The 16,385-nt window shown below is 62.4% G+C and carries 22 protein-coding genes; 14 read left to right on the top strand and 8 right to left on the bottom strand.

The features are described 5' to 3' along the window. Positions 1 to 72: 72 nt before the first annotated feature. On the bottom strand, positions 73 to 258 hold the full coding sequence (locus AC3CB8_RS29070; RefSeq protein ID WP_023770604.1) for a hypothetical protein: 186 nt from the start codon (positions 256 to 258) through the stop codon (positions 73 to 75). A 327-nt stretch (positions 259 to 585) separates the two neighbouring features. On the opposite strand from AC3CB8_RS29070, the gene AC3CB8_RS29075 reads away from it, so the two are divergent. The 9 genes from AC3CB8_RS29075 (at position 586) to AC3CB8_RS29115 (ending at position 6,859) form a co-directional block, all read left to right on the top strand. Further along, entirely contained in the window at positions 586 to 1,464 is an 879-nt protein-coding gene (locus AC3CB8_RS29075) for a methylated-DNA--[protein]-cysteine S-methyltransferase (RefSeq protein WP_352563665.1), read from the top strand. 220 nt (positions 1,465 to 1,684) lie between these two features. Continuing rightward, positions 1,685 to 2,155: a hypothetical protein gene (locus tag AC3CB8_RS29080; protein ID WP_023770606.1), complete on the top strand. Its 471-nt coding sequence runs from the start codon at positions 1,685 to 1,687 to the stop codon at positions 2,153 to 2,155. A gap of 21 nt (positions 2,156 to 2,176) precedes the next feature. Then, positions 2,177 to 2,569: a hypothetical protein gene (locus AC3CB8_RS29085; RefSeq protein WP_023770607.1), complete on the top strand. Its 393-nt coding sequence runs from the start codon at positions 2,177 to 2,179 to the stop codon at positions 2,567 to 2,569. Next, positions 2,536 to 3,054 (top strand): hypothetical protein, encoded by a 519-nt coding sequence (locus tag AC3CB8_RS29090; RefSeq protein ID WP_023770608.1) that lies wholly within the window; start codon positions 2,536 to 2,538, stop codon positions 3,052 to 3,054. The genes AC3CB8_RS29085 and AC3CB8_RS29090 overlap by 34 nt, the downstream gene beginning before the upstream one ends. Next, positions 3,029 to 3,511 (top strand): hypothetical protein, encoded by a 483-nt coding sequence (locus tag AC3CB8_RS29095; protein ID WP_023770609.1) that lies wholly within the window; start codon positions 3,029 to 3,031, stop codon positions 3,509 to 3,511. The genes AC3CB8_RS29090 and AC3CB8_RS29095 overlap by 26 nt, the downstream gene beginning before the upstream one ends. 86 nt (positions 3,512 to 3,597) lie before the next feature. Beyond that, positions 3,598 to 4,503, top strand: coding sequence for a ribokinase (locus tag AC3CB8_RS29100; protein WP_352563664.1), 906 nt, complete (start codon positions 3,598 to 3,600; stop codon positions 4,501 to 4,503). Position 4,504: 1 nt separating this feature from the next. After that, a complete protein-coding gene (locus tag AC3CB8_RS29105; protein WP_023770611.1) occupies positions 4,505 to 5,950 on the top strand; it encodes an amidase in 1,446 nt (481 codons plus the stop codon). 94 nt (positions 5,951 to 6,044) lie between these two features. Further along, positions 6,045 to 6,659 (top strand): LysE family translocator, encoded by a 615-nt coding sequence (locus AC3CB8_RS29110; protein ID WP_023770612.1) that lies wholly within the window; start codon positions 6,045 to 6,047, stop codon positions 6,657 to 6,659. Continuing rightward, the gene (locus tag AC3CB8_RS29115; RefSeq protein ID WP_156939345.1) at positions 6,632 to 6,859 is read left to right on the top strand and encodes a hypothetical protein; all 228 of its coding nucleotides are present in this window, start codon (positions 6,632 to 6,634) and stop codon (positions 6,857 to 6,859) included. The genes AC3CB8_RS29110 and AC3CB8_RS29115 overlap by 28 nt, the downstream gene beginning before the upstream one ends. Before the next feature lie 45 nt (positions 6,860 to 6,904). Here AC3CB8_RS29115 and AC3CB8_RS29120 read toward each other — a convergent pair whose 3' ends face one another. Beyond that, on the bottom strand, positions 6,905 to 7,849 hold the full coding sequence (locus tag AC3CB8_RS29120) for a nucleoside hydrolase (protein WP_023770614.1): 945 nt from the start codon (positions 7,847 to 7,849) through the stop codon (positions 6,905 to 6,907). Between the two features lie 335 nt (positions 7,850 to 8,184). Between AC3CB8_RS29120 and AC3CB8_RS29125 the strand changes: the two genes are divergently transcribed. Beyond that, positions 8,185 to 8,610, top strand: coding sequence for an Hsp20 family protein (locus AC3CB8_RS29125; protein ID WP_023770615.1), 426 nt, complete (start codon positions 8,185 to 8,187; stop codon positions 8,608 to 8,610). Positions 8,611 to 8,674: 64 nt separating this feature from the next. Further along, entirely contained in the window at positions 8,675 to 8,932 is a 258-nt protein-coding gene (locus AC3CB8_RS29130) for a BQ00720 family protein (RefSeq protein WP_023770616.1), read from the top strand. Positions 8,933 to 9,002: 70 nt separating this feature from the next. Here AC3CB8_RS29130 and ptsN read toward each other — a convergent pair whose 3' ends face one another. The 6 genes from ptsN to lptC form a co-directional block, all read right to left on the bottom strand. Continuing rightward, a complete protein-coding gene (ptsN, locus tag AC3CB8_RS29135) occupies positions 9,003 to 9,467 on the bottom strand; it encodes a PTS IIA-like nitrogen regulatory protein PtsN (RefSeq protein ID WP_023770617.1) in 465 nt (154 codons plus the stop codon). A 57-nt stretch (positions 9,468 to 9,524) separates the two neighbouring features. After that, entirely contained in the window at positions 9,525 to 10,109 is a 585-nt protein-coding gene (hpf, locus tag AC3CB8_RS29140) for a ribosome hibernation-promoting factor, HPF/YfiA family (RefSeq protein ID WP_015315719.1), read from the bottom strand. A 264-nt stretch (positions 10,110 to 10,373) separates the two neighbouring features. Continuing rightward, a complete protein-coding gene (rpoN, locus tag AC3CB8_RS29145) occupies positions 10,374 to 11,897 on the bottom strand; it encodes an RNA polymerase factor sigma-54 (protein WP_023770618.1) in 1,524 nt (507 codons plus the stop codon). Between the two features lie 199 nt (positions 11,898 to 12,096). Continuing rightward, entirely contained in the window at positions 12,097 to 12,915 is an 819-nt protein-coding gene (lptB, locus tag AC3CB8_RS29150; RefSeq protein ID WP_023770619.1) for an LPS export ABC transporter ATP-binding protein, read from the bottom strand. Then, the gene (locus AC3CB8_RS29155) at positions 12,915 to 13,523 is read right to left on the bottom strand and encodes an LptA/OstA family protein (protein ID WP_023770620.1); all 609 of its coding nucleotides are present in this window, start codon (positions 13,521 to 13,523) and stop codon (positions 12,915 to 12,917) included. The genes lptB and AC3CB8_RS29155 overlap by 1 nt, the downstream gene beginning before the upstream one ends. Beyond that, positions 13,510 to 14,223: an LPS export ABC transporter periplasmic protein LptC gene (lptC, locus tag AC3CB8_RS29160; protein ID WP_023770621.1), complete on the bottom strand. Its 714-nt coding sequence runs from the start codon at positions 14,221 to 14,223 to the stop codon at positions 13,510 to 13,512. Before lptC ends, AC3CB8_RS29155 begins: the two co-directional genes overlap by 14 nt. 354 nt (positions 14,224 to 14,577) lie before the next feature. Between lptC and sppA the strand changes: the two genes are divergently transcribed. The 3 genes from sppA (at position 14,578) to AC3CB8_RS29175 (ending at position 16,353) form a co-directional block, all read left to right on the top strand. Beyond that, a complete protein-coding gene (gene sppA / locus AC3CB8_RS29165) occupies positions 14,578 to 15,534 on the top strand; it encodes a signal peptide peptidase SppA (protein WP_023770622.1) in 957 nt (318 codons plus the stop codon). Positions 15,535 to 15,613: 79 nt separating this feature from the next. Further along, positions 15,614 to 15,898, top strand: a complete 285-nt coding sequence (locus AC3CB8_RS29170) for an integration host factor subunit beta (RefSeq protein WP_006200394.1) — start codon at positions 15,614 to 15,616, stop codon at positions 15,896 to 15,898. A gap of 50 nt (positions 15,899 to 15,948) precedes the next feature. Continuing rightward, a complete protein-coding gene (locus AC3CB8_RS29175; RefSeq protein ID WP_352563663.1) occupies positions 15,949 to 16,353 on the top strand; it encodes a DUF1049 domain-containing protein in 405 nt (134 codons plus the stop codon). The last annotated feature ends 32 nt before the right edge of the window (positions 16,354 to 16,385 follow it).

Genomic DNA, 16,385 nt, shown 5'->3' on the forward strand with positions numbered 1-16,385 from the left:
AATTCCAGGAAATTTCCGTTGGGAATTGCGTGGAAACAAACAGATAGGGCGGTTCGCGACTAACACTGTGCTTCAGAAGCGATACCGCAGCAGCCTGCCGATCTTGCGCAGCGCCGGAACGTATTTCCAAACGCGAACGAACAGCTTGGCGGACCAGCCCATTCGGGCAGCGTGCTCAGGCTTGTAGGCCGAGATGCCCTCGCTGAACCGCAGCTTCGGAACCGCCCGTTCCAGTTCGTGCGGGTCGTCGATCCCCAATGGACCTTGGCGCGCCCGTCGCCTTGATCGTCGGATTGAGACGAAGCAGCGTCAGGCCGAAACGGCTATAGGCGTCGAAGACCAGTTCGCCTGCGGGTCCGCGAAATGAACCCAAGCAGCGGATCCGGCATCCGGCTCTCCAGCGCGTTGCGGTGGAGCGTCATGAGCAATGTCTCTTTTGCCCCCGCCGGATGGACTTTTTCGCCAGCCATCAGCGGCTCGCTGGCTCGAAGCCCGGGTCTATCTGGGCAAGGGCTGCAAGAAGGCAAGTTTCGGGTGGCGATCCGCGCCCCAAGGGGCGATATTCCAGCCCAAGGAGACAGGTCCATGAGCACACACACGGCAGTCCTCAAGAAGGACATCACGCCTGAGGGCAGCGACTACGAAATCGTGCGCCGCGCCATCGAAAAGATCAGCCTCGACTATCGCGACCAGCCATCGCTGGAAGAACTGGCCGAGGAGGTCGGCGAGACGCCGACCGGCTTGCAAAAACTCTTCACCCGCTGGGCCGGCCTTTCGCCCAAGGCCTTCCTGCAGGCGGTGACGCTGGACCATGCGCGCAGGCTGCTCGATTCAGGAATGCCTCTGCTCGAAACCTCCTTCGAACTGGGCATGTCCGGCCCCGGCAGGCTGCACGACCTGTTCGTCACCCATGAGGCGATGTCACCGGGCGACTACAAGACGCGCGGCGCTGGCCTCACCATCCGCTACGGCTATCACAGCTCCCCGTTCGGCACTGCCCTGATCATGGCCACCGACCGCGGGCTTGCCGGCCTCGCCTTCTGCGACGCCGGCGAGGAACGCACCGCTTTTGCCGACATGTCCGGCCGCTGGCCGAACGCGCTCTATGTCGACGACAGGGAAGCGACAGGGCCCTATGCCGCGCGCATCTTCGAGCCGACGCTCTGGCGCGCCGATCAGCCGCTTCATGTCGTCATGATCGGGACCAACTTCCAGGTCCGCGTCTGGGAGGCGCTGCTCCAGATTCCGATGGGCAAGGCCCGTACCTATTCCTCGATCGCGGCCAGCATTGGTGCGCCGAGCGCCAGCCGCGCGGTCGGCGCCGCCAACGGCGCCAACCCGCTCTCCTTCGTGGTGCCTTGCCACCGCGCCATCGGCAAATCAGGCGATCTCACCGGCTATCACTGGGGCCTGACCCGCAAGCGCGCCATCCTCGGCTGGGAGGCGGGGCAGATTTCGTCGTGAAATGTCGATTTTTGCTTTCCGTCGCATAGAATATACCAATATTTGGAATACGCAGTATTATTGCGCATGAATTTGGAACTTCTGGATACAACCTTGGACAACCGCCGGTTTCTTCACCGCGTTCTTTCAAATCCTTATTTGAGTTTACGCTAAATTAACCACGATAAAGCGATGATGATCCATATTAATTCGGGCGATCCGACTTAATAGGAGGATCTCGATGAAGTTGTTCCGCACCGTGTTTGGTGCAGCCTTGCTGGTCATGTGCCTGGACCACGCGGCGATGGCCACAACGCAGAATGTCATTTTCAATGGCACCATCACCGCGACCTGTACGCTCGTTGTCGGCACCAACGGCACGATGACGGTGAGCGCGGACCTTCAGTCGCTGAGCTCCCACAACAGCGGCGGTTCGGCTGGAACAGTCACGCTCACCACCACGGGGGGTGTTTCACTTAGCGTCGATCCGGTGACCCTCACCACTGTGCCCGCCGCGGACAGCACGGCCACCACCTGGACACCCACCTATTCGGCCAGCGGCGCTCACACGACCGCTGAAACGGGGGCCACCACCGCCCTCACTGTCCCCGGCGCCGACCTTGTCTCGGTCCATCTCGCCGGCACCAAGGGCGGCAGCAACCGCTTCGCCACCGGAAACTATCAGGCAACGGTAACACTGCGCTGCGAATAGGCCGTCGCGAAGGAGGGGTCCTTGAAACATGCACGAGTCCTGGCAACGGCGCTGGCCGTCGGCCTGCCGGCCATTGCCGCCAGCGCCCAGTCGATGTCGCCGATGCGGGGTGAGGTCAACAGTTTCACCGACGCCTTCGCGGTCCGCGTGTTTCCCGCCAATCCCTACGGCCAGAAGATCAAGGTCGAAATCCACGTCTACGATCAGAATTTTCAGCCAGTGGACGCCAAGATCTCTCCGAGCGTTTTCCAACTGGGCTCGCAGGCGTCCCGTCCTGTCCTCGTGGTCGTGCCCTTCGGCGGCGCTGCCGAGCGTAAAGTGCGTATCTGTACCGAGAGCATCCCCTTTCCCAATCAACAGACGCAGATAAGGGCACAGATATGCGGAAAGTTTTTTGGGCACCGCAAGTCCTGACAGTCGCGTTTGCGGCAATCTGGGCAGGGATCTCGCCGGTTTTGGCCGAGGATGTCTACAACCTCAATCAGAATGAGAGCGGCTTCAACCTGCCCGGCGTGACCTTGCCTCAAGGGCAGGATGAGGTCCACGCTTCCGACGGAACCACCTGTCGCTCGGCCGTATCGGGCACCGGTGCCTATCTCGACCTTGGCGTCATCAGAGGCAACAATCAGGCGAACAACGACATCGCCACCTACGGCCGTGTGGTGATTCCGATCGGGCGTACGCCGAAGCGCGTCGATTGCAGCCGCCTCTACGAGCTTGAGGTCGAGCGCCTGCAGCTGGAGCTGAAGCTCCTCAAGATGGGCCTCGGCGGTGACGGGCCGACTGCGAGCGTGGCAGCTAGCGCTCCCACGCCCGTGGCCGCATCACCCGGATGGGCCAACGAAGGCTGGAGCATCAGGACCGGAAGCGGCGATGGCAAGAAAAAGAAGAGGAAATAACCGCGCGCTGCTCGCGATGGCCGCGCTCGCCGGCTGCTGCCTTCCGGCGCAGGCTGCGATCATCGGCACCTGCACCATCATCGTCGGGGCATCGGGCACCATGACCGCAAATCCGGCCATCGGCATACTGGGTTCCAAGCAGGCAGGCGGATCAAGCGCCAGCGCCACCGTGGTGGCAAGTTCCTTTCTGTGCTCGCTGCTCAACTTGCTGGACTGCTATTCGGTTTCAGCACCGGCGCCTGCGGCATTCTCGTCCGCGCCGAGCGGCGGCGGCACCAACGTGACCTTCGCCTCGGTCTTCCGCCTCGATGGCTCGGGGGTCGACAACAACGGAAGCGTGCCGCAAAGGGTCGCCAACGGCACCCACGCCATGCAGATCGACCTCACCGCCACCAAGTCGAGCGGTATCTTTCCCGCCGGCAACTATCAGGGCATCGTCACCGTGCGATGCGAGTGAGGCGGCAAATCACGCTGGACCATTCGCGTGGTCTGGCATCGCAGGGCTCGGCAGGATAGCTTCCGCGCATCAGTAGGAGGCATTTCTTGATTATCGTAGTCGGTTCGATCAACCTCGACCTTATCGCCAATGTCGATCGCTTGCCGAGCCCCGGTGAGACGGTGAGCGGTTCCAGCTTCAAGACGGCCCCCGGCGGAAAGGGCGCCAACCAGGCACTCGCCGCCGCGCGTGCCGGGGCTCAGGTGCGGATGGTCGGCGCCGTCGGCAAGGACAATTTCGCACCGGAGGCACTGGCTTTGCTGCGCGAGGCCAAGGTCGACCTGTCGGGCGTGGGAGAAACCTTCGCCTCGACCGGCACGGCGCTGATCATGGTCGACGATGACGGCGAAAACATCATCGCCGTCGTGCCCGGCGCCAACGCTTCCGTGGTGCCCGGCGACCTCTCCAAGGCTTTTCTGACAAAGGGCGACGTCGTGCTGCTGCAGCATGAAATTCCGCTCGCGACGGTGGATGCGGCCCTAGACCAAGCAAGGGCGGCCGGCGCGATCACTGTCCTCAACACCGCCCCTTTCCATGCCGGGGCAGCCGCCTTCCTCGGCAAGGCCGACTATGCGGTCGCGAACGAAACCGAATTCGACCTCTATGGCGAAGCCCTTGCCCTGAAAGGCCGCGATCGTGCGGCGCGCATGCGCGACTATGCCAGCAAGACTGGACGCATCATCGTCGTCACGCTCGGCGGCGACGGCGTGATGGCGGCGACGCCGAGCGAATTCCTGACCGTCGCTGCTTTGCAGATCACGCCGGTCGACACGGTCGGGGCCGGCGACACCTTTTGCGGCTATTTCGCCGCCGGCCTGTCGTCGGGCCTCACGCTCGAACAGGCATTGGCGCGTGCCGGCGCCGCCGGCTCGTTGGCTTGCCTCAAGCCCGGCGCCCAGCCGGCGATCCCACTGGCCAAGGATGTCGACCAGGCCTTGCAGCAAGCCCGTTGAGATGATGCGTCCCCGCACCAGACACGCTGTGCCCGCGGCCAGCGACATCTGCCGCCTGTCGGCTGTCGAGCTTGCCGATGCTATCCGCCGGAAGAAACTCTCCGTGCGCGAGGTGGTGACGGCGTTCCTGGACCGCATCGACGCGGTCAATCCAATGGTTAACGCCATCGTCTCGTTGCGCGACCGTGCCGACATCCTGCGTGAGGCCGATGCCGCCGATATCAGGCGGACGGACGGAACCAGCCCCCTCTTTGGCCTCCCCATCGCCATCAAGGACCTTGCCTCGACCACCGGCCTCAGGACCTCGTTCGGCTCGCCGATCTTCGCCGATTTCGTGCCGCAGGAAGACGATTTCTTCGTCGAACGCATCCGCGACGCCGGCGCCATCATCATCGGTAAGACCAACGTTCCCGAATTCGGGCTCGGCTCCAACACCTACAACAATGTTTTCGGACCGACGCTGAACGCTTTCGATCCGGCGCTGACCGCCGGCGGCTCGAGTGGCGGAGCGGCGGTGGCGCTGGCACTCGACATGGTGCCCGTCGCCGATGGCAGCGATTTCGGCGGCTCGCTGCGCAACCCGGCGGCCTGGAACAATGTCTACGGTTTTCGGCCATCGCAGGGGCTCGTGCCCAGCGGTCCCGACTTCGAGGTTTTCCACGCGCAGATGGGCGTCGAGGGGCCGATGGGCCGCAACGTCGCCGACATGGCGCTCTTGCTCGACGTGCAGGCCGGCTACCATCCGCAGGCGCCTCTCTCCTATGAGAAGCAAGGCTCCTTCCTCGAAGGGCTCGCGACGGCGGCGACCGGTGGCCGCATCGCCTGGCTCGGCGATCTCAGCGGTCATCTGCCGATCGAACCCGGCATCCTCGACTTATGCGAGGCAGCACTCGCACGGTTCACGGATGTATCTTTCCTGACCGAGCCCTTGCGACCGGATTTCGATTTCGAGGCACTCTGGCAGGCCTTCGTGGTGCTGCGGCAGGCCAGCAGCGGCTGCGCCTTGAAAGTACACTATGACGATCCCGCCAGGCGTGGCCTGCTGAAGCCGGAAGCCGTATGGGAAGTGGAAAACGCGATGCGGTTGACGGCGCCGGAGATACGAGCGGCCTCGGTCGTCCGAACCTCCTGGTACCGCACGCTGCTGTCGATGTTCGACCGCTTCGACCTTATCGCGCTGCCTACCGCACAGGTCTTTCCGTTCGATGTCGGCACCCATTGGCCCCGCGAAGTCGCGGGACGGATGATGGACAGTTATCATCGCTGGATGCAGGTTTCGGCCTTCGCCACCCTGGGCGGTTGCCCGGCGGTCAATGTTCCCGCCGGCTTCGACGACAGGGGCCGGCCGATGGGCATGCAGCTGATCGGCAGGCCACGCGACGATCTCGCCGTGCTGAAGGCCGCGGCTGCCTATGAGACGACGTTGCCCTGGTCCGCAGGGGCCTGAGCCAGAGGCGGCGCGTGCCGGCTTGCGCCCGTCCTCGCCGCATGCATTGATTGTCGCCTGACAGGCCGTGATAACGGTGTTGCGAGGAAAAATCATGTCGCTGGAACTCTACGCTGCCTATGTCCTTGCCTGCATCGTCATCATCCTGGTGCCGGGACCGACGGTCACACTGATCATCGCCAACAGCATCCGCCACGGTACTCGCGCCGGTCTCGCCAATGTCGCCGGCACGCAAGCCGGCCTTGCAGTCATGATCGCCATCGTCGGCATCGGCCTCAACACGCTGATTTCGGGCATGGGCCACTGGTTCGAGTGGGTCAGGCTGATCGGTGCTGCCTACCTGATCTGGATGGGCGTGCAGATGTTCCGCTCGAAGGGCACGCTGAACGCCGACGGAACCGCCCGCAAACCACGCGGCGGCTTCTTCCTGCAGGGCTTGGCCGTGGCGCTGAGCAATCCAAAGACACTGATCTTCTTTGGCGCCTTCTTTCCGCAGTTCATATCTCCCGCCGGCAACTACCCACTGCAGATCGTCATCATGGGCTTGACCGCCATGATCTTCGCCGCCATGTCGGATTCGACCTATGCGCTCGCCGCCGGCCGGGCCGGGCGCATGCTGTCGGCCAGCCGCATCAAGCTCCTGTCGCGGATCAGCGGCAGCTTCATGGTCGGCGGCGGCCTGTGGCTGGCGTTTTCGAAGGCGAAGTAACGGCGAAAGCGCGTTCTTCGCAGGGACATGTTGAAGAATTGTACGCTGCTGCACAACTTTACGACGTGCGCCTTGATGACAACACGCGAATTTCGATCGACGATGACGTCGCGCGACCGCATCTTGTCGGCTCGCTCGTTCCTATTGAACGGCAACACCACAAGCACGACGTCGACACCTATCGATTGCTCAATGGGTGACAACGCGTGCCGGTGACAACGCGCGCTCGTCGGCGGTTCCAAACGTCAGTTATGCCGCCCCAACCTCTCCACCAGCAGCGCGAAGAAACCATCATGGTCGATGTCGCGCATCACCATGGCGTTCTTTTCCCTGGAGGTAACCCCCCACCAGTCGACCACGGTCATGCCCATGGTCAGTTCGGAGGTGGTTTCCACGGTGACATTGCAATAGCGGCCTTTGAACAGACCTGGCTTCAACAAGTAGGCGATGACGCAGGGGTCGTGCAGCGGTCCGCCATCCGTGCCGTATTTGCCTTCGTCGTAACGCTCGAAAAATTCAAGCATCTCGGCGGCGGCGATGCCGACCTTGGTGCCGAGCTTGCGGAAGGCCTCGATGCGCTTGGACGTGGTCAGCGCCTTGTGGGTGACATCAAGGGGCATCATCACGATCGGGATGCCGGACCGGAAAACGACGTCGGCGGCATGCGGATCGACATAGATGTTGAATTCGGCCGTGGGCGTGACGTTGCCGCCCTCGAAGAAGCCACCGCCCATCAGCACGATTTCCTTGATGCGCGGCGCAATCCGGGGCTCTCGGATTAGCGCCAGCGCAACATTGGTGAGCGGCCCGAGCGGGCAGAGCGTGATGGTGCCGCTCTCTTCCTTCATCAGCGTCTCGACAATGAAATCGACGGCATACTGGTCCTGCAGCTTCATTGTCGGTTCGGGTAAATCCGGTCCGTTCAAGCCCGTCTTGCCATGGACCTCCTCGGCGGTGACCAGTTCGCGAGCCAACGGACGGATGGCGCCGGAGTAGACCTTGATATCGGGCCGGCCGGCCAGTTCGCAGATCTTGCGGGCGTTCTTTTCGGTGAGCTTCAGCGGCACGTTGCCGGCTACGGCCGATATGCCGACGATCTGCAGTTCAGGACTGCCAAGCGCCAGCAGAATCGCGATGGCGTCGTCCTGGCCGGGATCGGTGTCGATGATGATCTTGCGTGGTTGGGGCATTTCAATTCCTTGTTTGGCTGGCCATCAGCTCACCGGACCGGTCCCGCGCCCGAAAGACGCCAACCGGCTGCAAAGCTGCTGAACCGCTTGACGGGGGACGGTTCCGGCCTGCGCGCTTCTCCTTGCATCCGCGCGTCGTTTCAAGCGCCATGTCGATTATTCCTGTGAGTCCACGACGTGATCCTGGGCTATTTCCGTGGGTCCGCGACATGGCCTCCTTGGACGGGTCTTTCGGTGGCTTGAACTTGCTCGCGGGGCGGACCATATCAAGACCACCGGGAAAAATGCCATTTGGGTTTTTCCAGTTTATGTCGCTCTTGAGAGGACAGTGTAACATGAGCCGAATGACGCCTTTCTCCAGCCCGCTTCTCCTGGGTTTCGACGCCATGGAAAAGACCCTGGAGCGTCTGGCGAAGTCCGGCGACAGCTACCCTCCCTACAACATCGAGCGCCTGAGCGGTGCCGACGGCAACGCCGAAAGGCTGCGCATTACACTCGCCGTCGCCGGTTTCGCCGAAAGCGATCTCGATGTGACAACGGAGGAAAACCAGTTGGTCGTGCGCGGTCGCCAGACCGACGATACCGAGCGCGAATTCCTTCATCGCGGCATTGCCGCACGCCAGTTCCAGCGCTGCTTCGTGCTGGCCGATGGCATGCGTGTGATCGCGGCGGAGCTTAAGAACGGCCTTTTGTCGATCGACCTTGATCGGCCGGAGTCGGAACGGCTGGTACGGAAAATAAACATATCGGTGAAAGACTGATCTTTACCGATGGCTCTCATGCGGGATGGCCTTGAGCGGCGTCCTCGCGCCAAGGAGGCTTGAAATGACCAGAACTGACGAAACCATCACCATGACCAACGGCGAATTCGCCCATCTCGGCGAAGGCTCTGTCGCCTATCTGCGCAAGGTTTCGAGCGACGAACTGCTCGGCCGCTTCCCCAACATCGGTGAAATCGCGCCCGGCATGGAGCTTTGGGCTCTGTTTGGAGCCAATGGCCAGCCGATCCTGCTTTCCGACGCGCGTGACCGCGCGCTGGCCGGCGCCATGGAAAACGACCTGACCACCGTCGCCATTCATTAAAGACAATTGGTTGGCTGAACTGAAAGGGCCGCCCATGGCGGCCCTTGGAGCAATATTTAAAAAGATGGCTTCAGGCCGCGTGCGAGGCCTGCGTATCCGACAAAAGCGCATGGATCGCCGCGGCGTCGCGCGTGCCCCTGACCTTGGCCACGGTGTCGGCGTCGCGCAGCACGCGCGCAATGCGCGACAGTGCCTTGAGATGATCGGCACCCGCCCCTTCGGGCGCCAGCAGCAGGAACACCAGATCGACCGGCTGGTCATCCAGCGATTCGAAATCGACCGGCGTCTCCAGCCGGGCGAAAACGCCGGCGATGCGCTTCACGCCGGCGAGCTTGCCATGCGGGATGGCGATGCCGTTGCCGACGCCGGTCGAGCCCAGCCGCTCGCGCTGCAGGATGGTGTCGAACACCTCCCGTTCCGGAATGCCTGAAACGGTCGCCGCCCGTTCGGACAGCAATTGCAGAAGCTGCTTCTTGGAGTTCGCCTTCAACGCCGGCAAAATCGCCGGAACGCTGATAAGATCGCTCAGATCCATGCTTGAAAATCCTTGTTCGCCTGCCGCGCCAGTCCCCACCCCTCGTGCGGCTGGCTTTTATCCCTGTGCGACTTTGGTCGTGGACGGATCGATCCAGCCGATGTTTCCGTCGGGCCGGCGATAGACGATGTTGAGATGGTCGGTTCCGGCATTGCGGAAAACAAGCACGGGACTGTCCTTGGTATCGAGTTCGATGACGGCCGAGGCCACCGACATGGTCTTCAGCGTCATGGTCGATTCGGCGACGATGGCCGGTGCGAAATCCTCCGGGATTTCCTCATCGTCATCGGCAAGCGGTGCCATCACCGTGTAAGCGATGTCGGTCAACTCGCCGTTTCCATTGCCTGAATTGTGCGATTTCAGACGGCGCTTGTAACGCCGAAGCCGGGTTTCCAGCCGATCGGCCGCGGCCTCGAAGGCGAGTGTCGGATCCTGGGCATCGCCGGTGGCCTGCAGCGAGGCGCCGGAATCCAGCCGGATCATGCAATCCGCGGAATAGCGCGAGCCCGATTTTATGACCGTGACATGCCCCGCGAAGCCGCGATCGAAATATTTGCCGATCGCTTCACCGACACGATCGTTGATGCGTGTACGGAACGCATCGCCGATATCCATGTGCTTTCCCGAAATGCGCAGATTCATCTGAAAACTGACCTTCCTTGCTCAGGCTTCAAACTGGCCCGAGTTTATACTCGTGATCCGTGCGCACAAGCTTTGCGGCGTCACTCGCGCCGATTTAAATCCGAACTTTCCGGTTGATCACAAGCCGCCTTCTTGACCATCCCGGGTCATTGTCGTGACGGACCATCCGCTAGCGGGCATCAAGCCCGTCTCATGCGGGCGGGCTTCTAGCCACTTCACCGTGGCTTGTCAATGAAACTTGAAAGCTGTGGAAATCGTGAACGCCTAGCGGCCGGCGCTGGCGAGCGCCCGTTTCTCGCGCCGGCGCTGTACCGAGGAGGGAATATTCATGCCTTCCCGGTACTTGGCGACCGTGCGCCGGGCGATATCGACACCGCTTTCCCTGAGCATGTCGACAATAGCATCGTCCGACAGCACATCGACGGGCTTCTCCTCGTCAATCATTTGCTTGATGCGATCACGCACCGCTTCCGAGGAATGCGCATCGCCACCACCCGATGCCGCGATCGAGGCCGTGAAGAAGTAGCGCAGCTCGAACACGCCGCGCGGGGTGAGCATGTATTTGTTGGCGGTCACCCGGCTGACCGTCGATTCGTGCATGCCGATGGCGTCCGCCACCGTGCGCAGGTTGAGTGGCTTCAGCTGGCGCACGCCATGGACGAGGAAGGCATCCTGCTGGCGCACAATTTCCGAGGCCACTTTGAGGATCGTCTTGGCCCGCTGGTCGAGGCTGCGTGTCAGCCAGTTGGCGTTCTGCAGGCACTCGGCCAGGAAATCCTTCTCCGCCTGGTTCTTCGCGTGCGGCGACACCTGGGCGAAATAGATGTGGTCGACCAGCACACGCGGCAGCGTTTCGGCATTGAGTTCGACGGTCCAGCTGCCGTCATTGGCCGCCCGCACCTCGACATCGGCGACGATCGCATCGCTGGCACCGCCCGAAAACGCCATGCCCGGCCGCGGGTCGAGCGCCCGGATTTCGGCCAGCATGTCCAGCAAATCCTCTTCGTCGACGCCGCAGAGCCGCTTCAGCGTCTGAAAATCGCGGCGCGCCAGCAATTCGAGATTGGCGACCAGGGCCTTCATGGCCGGATCGAGACGGTCACGCACGGCAAGCTGCAGCGAAAGGCATTCCGCGAGATCCCGGGCAAACAGGCCGGCCGGCTCGAAGGTCTGGCACACGGCCAGCACCTTGCCCACCGCGACCTCGTTGGTGCCAAGCCGCGCGGCGATCTCCGCCAGATCGGCCCTGACATAGCCCGTCTCGTCGAGCCCATCGGCAAGTTCTCCGGCGATCAGCCGCGCGACGGGATCGATGAAGGCGAGCGCGACCTGCTCGCCGACATGGTCGCGCAGCGTGATCCCGCTCGCCGCCATGTCGCCGGCGTCGAGCCCCTCGGACGAGGAGCCTCCACTGCCCGAAGCCGATTTCCATTGCGCCGTCAGGTCGGGCCCCAGCCGCTCGCTGGTGCCGGGGTCATCGGGAAACAGGTTTTCCAGGGATGTGTCGAGCTTTTCCGAAATCGCTTCGGCGCTCCATCCCGCCTCGTTCTCGAACCAGTCGCCATCGGCGGCCGCTTGCGGCTCTACGTCGGGCTTCTGCGCCTGGTCGCTCGCGGCATCATCCTGCGGCTCGGCGCGCTCCAGCAGGGGGTTGCGCTCGATCTCCTCGTCGATGAAGTGCTCGAGTTCGACATGGGTGAACTGCAGCAGCCGAATCGACTGCATCAGCTGCGGCGTCATCACCAGCGACTGCGACTGTCGGAGCTGTAGTTTGGCCGCCAATGCCATGGTTCGGTTTCAAACGCCTCCTCTACGCGTTCCAACTTCCGGAAATGAATTTCACGGCCGGCCATAGAAACTGGCCCGGCTTTTGCTTGTCAAGGCAAAGCCTAGCAAAACCCGCTTACCGGAGCGTTATCCCGGAGCAAAATCGCGGAAAATAGGTCGCTGGCGGGCAAAAAATCGTATCAGGAAACAAATTTCACGCTCAGAGCGTAAAACCCTCGCCGAGATAAAGCCGCCGCACATCGGGATTTGCCACAACTTCGTCGGCGCGGCCGTGAGTGAGCACCTGGCCGGCGTGGATGATATAGGCACGATCGATCAGGCCGAGCGTCTCACGCACATTGTGGTCGGTGATGAGGACCCCGATGCCGCGCGCTGTCAGGTGACGCACCAGTTGCTGGATATCGGCGACGGCGATCGGATCGATGCCGGCGAAGGGCTCGTCGAGCAGCATGTAGGCCGGGCGTGTCGCCAGCGCCCGCGCGATTTCCAGGCGACGCCTTTCGCCGCCCGAGAGCGACATGGATGGCGCCTTGCGTAGATGGCTGATGTGAAATTCCTCGAGCAGTTCGTCGAGGTTGCGCTCGCGGACCTTGCGATCCTTTTCGACCACTTCGAGCACGGCGCGGATGTTCTGCTCGACATTGAGGCCGCGAAAGATCGAGGCCTCCTGAGGCAGATAGCCGATGCCGAGGCGCGCGCGACGATACATCGGCATCGAGGTGACGTCGAAGCCGTCGATTTCGATCGTGCCTTCATCCACCGGCACCAGGCCCGTGACCATGTAGAAACAGGTCGTCTTGCCGGCGCCGTTGGGGCCGAGCAGCCCGACGGCCTCGCCGGCGCGCACGCCCAGCGTAACGCCGCTGACGACCTTGCGGCCCTTGTAGCTCTTGGTCAGACCCTTGGCGATCAAGGTTCCCTTGAACTTCGCCTTGTCGACAGTGACCGTGGCCGGAGCCGAAAGCTTGCCTGCGGCCCGTCCCGGAAGACGCGCCGTCAGCGACGACAGGCTGACCATCAGGGGTTCGTCGCTCCCGATTTCGGCGCATCCGATTTCGGCGGGGGTGTGATCGACATCTGCACACGCTGCCCAGCGCATGGATCGACTTGAGCGAGCCCGGTTTTCATCTGTACGGTGAGCTTGCAGCCGACCAGAACATTGTCGTTTTGCGAAAGGACGACCTTTTTGCCCGAAAGCACCAGCACCTGGCTCTTCATGTCGAAACTGCCCTGATCGCCGGTCGCGACCTGCTGATCCGACTTGATGTAGACCTTGTCGGAGATCTCCAGGTGATCGATGTTGGCCGAGCCGGTCATGGCCGCCGCGCCAGCGGCTTCAGCGCCCTTGGCGCCCGCGTTGGGGTCCTTGACGTAGTAGACCATCATCTTGCCGGCCTTCATCAGCGTCGGCCCCTGGACGACGGTGACATTGCCGGTGAAGATCGCGACGCTGTCGGCCTGATGGACTTCCAGCTTGTCGCTTTCGATCTGGATCGGCTTGTCGCCGGCCAATTTGAGACCCGACACCTGGCTGGCCGCTCCCGACTGCGCCAGCGCCGGCGCCAGGCTGAGCAGGAACAGCGCCGAAGTTGCGGCCGCAAGCCGTGTCGAACTATTGAGCCACATTCGCTTCTTCGCCCTTTGCCTCAGCCGCCTTTAGAACGGCGGGATCGATGTTGACACGAACCTTGTTCTCGAACACCAGGATCTTGCCATTGTCCTGGACCGACATCGAATCCGCCCTGATCTGCGACCCGCCACGGCTGACATCGACGGGATCATCCGTCTTCATAGTGCCTTTGCCCATGTCGAGGAAGACCGATTTGAACTTGGCTTGCAGGCCGTCGGTCGTGGTGATGGTGACGTCGCTGTTCAGCTTCATCGTATTGCCGTCGCGATCGTAGGTACCGCGCGAGGCTTTGATCGCCGCGACATTGTCGGGGGCGATCGGCACCTTGGCGTCGATGCCTTCGAGTTCGATGATGCCTTGCGTGCTCACATCCTGGATGGCACGCAGCGCCGTCATCGAATAGGGCTGCTTCTGCTTGGTGAAACCGTTGAGTTTGGGATTGGCCATCACCAGCTTGCCGTTGGAGAAGGCTGTGCCTTCGGCCTGCACCGCGACGGAGACGGGCGCGGCGAGGTAGGAATAGACCGGGAAGGCGATGGCAATCAATGCCGCGGCCAAGGGCACGGCGAATTTGAGCACGCGCACGCGGCGCGAATGACGTTGGGCGCGGTCGAAAGCTTCGCCCCGCGTCCAGCCATCCGCCGGGGGAGCCAACTCCGTCTCCGGGCTGGTCGGTTCATTCGGTCGCGCTAACATGACTGCTTTCTTCTAAAACCCCTGCCCGGGGAGCACCGCCTATAGGTGGGAGGCCAGCGCCCTCGCGCAAGCACAAGCCGACGAAAACCGCAAAAATGTGACAGCTGCCGTGCACAAACGAAACCCGGGTCAGCGCAACAGCCAATGCTTCATAACAGAAATAGACGCCCTTGCGTCTTTTTTCACCACCGAAGTTCTTCCCACTTACCTTGCGCCGCCCCCACAGGCCAGTCACGAAACAGACAACACGGACCCCTGCGCGCGGATTGCCGCGCCATGTGCGGGACGGAACTGCTTCCCGATCAAGACATCATGGTCTAAAAGCGTCTCTTCCCGATGACTGTGAGGCTGACGATGGCATTGAGAGCCGACGACCTGATCGACCGCCGCCGCTTGCGGCGCAAGCTGACTTTCTGGCGTGTTGCGGCCTTTGGCATCGTGGCGCTCGGGGTGATTGCGCTGTCGGCCTGGTTCTATGGCGACGATTTCGGCGGCTCCGCCGTCGATCACATCGCCAAGGTGAGGGTCGAAGGCACAATCACCGAGGACGACGAACTGATCAAGCGGTTGGAAGCCATCCGCCAGTCGCCGAAAGTAAAAGGCGTGATCCTTGTGGTCGATTCTCCTGGCGGCACCACCGTCGGCGGGGAATCGATCTACGAGGAGGTTCGCAAGCTGGCCGCCGACAAGCCTGTCGTGGCCGAGGTCGGTACGCTCGCCGCGTCGGCGGGCTACATGATCGCCAGTGCCGCCGACCATATTGTCGCCCGCAAGACCTCGATCGTCGGCTCGATCGGCGTGCTGATCCAGTATCCTGACGTCAGCGGCCTGATGGACAAGCTCGGCGTCAAGCTGGAGGAGGTCAAATCCTCGCCGCTGAAAGCCTCACCCTCGCCCTTCAAGCCGACCAATGACGACGAGCGCGCCATGGTCCGCAAGCTCATCCTGGACAGCTACGACTGGTTCGTCGGCATCGTCGCCGAACGCCGCAAGATGACCCACGAACAGGCGCTGGCGCTGGCCGACGGTTCGATCTTCACTGGCCGCCAGGGTGTTGCCAACGGGCTGATCGACGCTGTCGGCGGGGAGTCCGTGGCGATCGACTGGCTGGCGACCAAGGGTGTCGATGCCAAGCTCAAGGTGGTCGAGTGGAAGGACACGGAACGGCGCGGCGGTTTCCTGTTCTCGAAGGCGATGGCACGCACGATCGCCGGCGCGCTCGGCCTGCCGGACTCCGGCGGCGACGTGATCCATGAACTTGGCGCCGACCGCTTGTTTCTTGACGGTCTCGTTTCCGTCTGGCACCCTTGAGACGCGTTGGGACAGCTGAAAAAGCAAATAAAATCATCCTGATAATTTTGGCCGAACTGCTTTCACGGGGACCCGTCTGATGATCAAGTCCGAGCTTGTGCAGATTATTGCCACGCGCAATCCGCATCTTTTCCTGCGCGACGTCGAAAACATCGTCGGCGCGATCTTCGATGAAATCACCGACGCGCTTGCCGAGGGCAACCGGGTCGAATTGCGCGGTTTCGGCGCTTTTTCGGTGAAGAACCGACCTGCCCGCACCGGCCGCAACCCGCGTACTGGCGAATCCGTCGAGGTCGAGGAGAAATGGGTGCCGTTCTTCAAGACCGGCAAGGAATTGCGTGAAAGGCTGAACGGCGGCAAGTAGGCGCGTCAGCGCCGGACGGCCCTATCGGCCCGCTTGCGACGGAAAACATCATGCTCAATCGCCTCATGCTCATCGTGGTCTTCGTGCCCCTAGCGATCATCCTGATCGCATTGGCCGTGGCCAACCGCGAACTCGTCGCCTTCACGCTGGACCCGTTCAATCCCGGCAATCCGAAGCTGACGCTCACCTTGCCGCTGTTCATCTTCCTGTTCCTGGCGCTCGCCATCGGCATGGTCGTCGGCAGCCTGGCGACATGGGTCAAGCAGGGCCACTACCGCAAACTGGCACGCCAGCGCGGTGTCGAGGCCGAAAACCTGCGCCAGGCAGTCAGCCGCACGCCCGCGGTGTCGCAGGCATCAGCCCAAGGATCCGCTCAAGGGTCGGCTCAAGGGTCGGCCCAAGGGTCGGCTCAGGGGCCGGCCCAGGGGTCGGCATTGCCGAAGCCGACCAATTGAGCCGCAGGTCGGCGCGTTTCTTTTACGGAGCT

It is taken from the genome of Mesorhizobium sp. P160927 (genome assembly GCF_057766385.1).

Excerpts from the sequence above, each read along its gene's own strand:
- AC3CB8_RS29075 (WP_352563665.1), top strand. The coding sequence starts at position 586 with ATGAGCACACACACGGCAGTCCTCAAGAAGGACATCACGCCTGAGGGC.
- AC3CB8_RS29080 (WP_023770606.1), top strand. The coding sequence starts at position 1,685 with ATGAAGTTGTTCCGCACCGTGTTTGGTGCAGCCTTGCTGGTCATGTGC.
- AC3CB8_RS29090 (WP_023770608.1), top strand. The coding sequence starts at position 2,536 with ATGCGGAAAGTTTTTTGGGCACCGCAAGTCCTGACAGTCGCGTTTGCG.
- AC3CB8_RS29095 (WP_023770609.1), top strand. The coding sequence starts at position 3,029 with ATGGCAAGAAAAAGAAGAGGAAATAACCGCGCGCTGCTCGCGATGGCC.
- AC3CB8_RS29105 (WP_023770611.1), top strand. The coding sequence starts at position 4,505 with ATGATGCGTCCCCGCACCAGACACGCTGTGCCCGCGGCCAGCGACATC.
- AC3CB8_RS29110 (WP_023770612.1), top strand. The coding sequence starts at position 6,045 with ATGTCGCTGGAACTCTACGCTGCCTATGTCCTTGCCTGCATCGTCATC.
- AC3CB8_RS29120 (WP_023770614.1), bottom strand. The coding sequence starts at position 7,849 with ATGCCCCAACCACGCAAGATCATCATCGACACCGATCCCGGCCAGGAC.
- AC3CB8_RS29125 (WP_023770615.1), top strand. The coding sequence starts at position 8,185 with ATGAGCCGAATGACGCCTTTCTCCAGCCCGCTTCTCCTGGGTTTCGAC.
- AC3CB8_RS29130 (WP_023770616.1), top strand. The coding sequence starts at position 8,675 with ATGACCAGAACTGACGAAACCATCACCATGACCAACGGCGAATTCGCC.
- ptsN (WP_023770617.1), bottom strand. The coding sequence starts at position 9,467 with ATGGATCTGAGCGATCTTATCAGCGTTCCGGCGATTTTGCCGGCGTTG.
- hpf (WP_015315719.1), bottom strand. The coding sequence starts at position 10,109 with ATGAATCTGCGCATTTCGGGAAAGCACATGGATATCGGCGATGCGTTC.
- rpoN (WP_023770618.1), bottom strand. The coding sequence starts at position 11,897 with ATGGCATTGGCGGCCAAACTACAGCTCCGACAGTCGCAGTCGCTGGTG.
- lptB (WP_023770619.1), bottom strand. The coding sequence starts at position 12,915 with ATGGTCAGCCTGTCGTCGCTGACGGCGCGTCTTCCGGGACGGGCCGCA.
- AC3CB8_RS29155 (WP_023770620.1), bottom strand. The coding sequence starts at position 13,523 with ATGTGGCTCAATAGTTCGACACGGCTTGCGGCCGCAACTTCGGCGCTG.
- lptC (WP_023770621.1), bottom strand. The coding sequence starts at position 14,223 with ATGTTAGCGCGACCGAATGAACCGACCAGCCCGGAGACGGAGTTGGCT.
- sppA (WP_023770622.1), top strand. The coding sequence starts at position 14,578 with ATGGCATTGAGAGCCGACGACCTGATCGACCGCCGCCGCTTGCGGCGC.
- AC3CB8_RS29170 (WP_006200394.1), top strand. The coding sequence starts at position 15,614 with ATGATCAAGTCCGAGCTTGTGCAGATTATTGCCACGCGCAATCCGCAT.
- AC3CB8_RS29175 (WP_352563663.1), top strand. The coding sequence starts at position 15,949 with ATGCTCAATCGCCTCATGCTCATCGTGGTCTTCGTGCCCCTAGCGATC.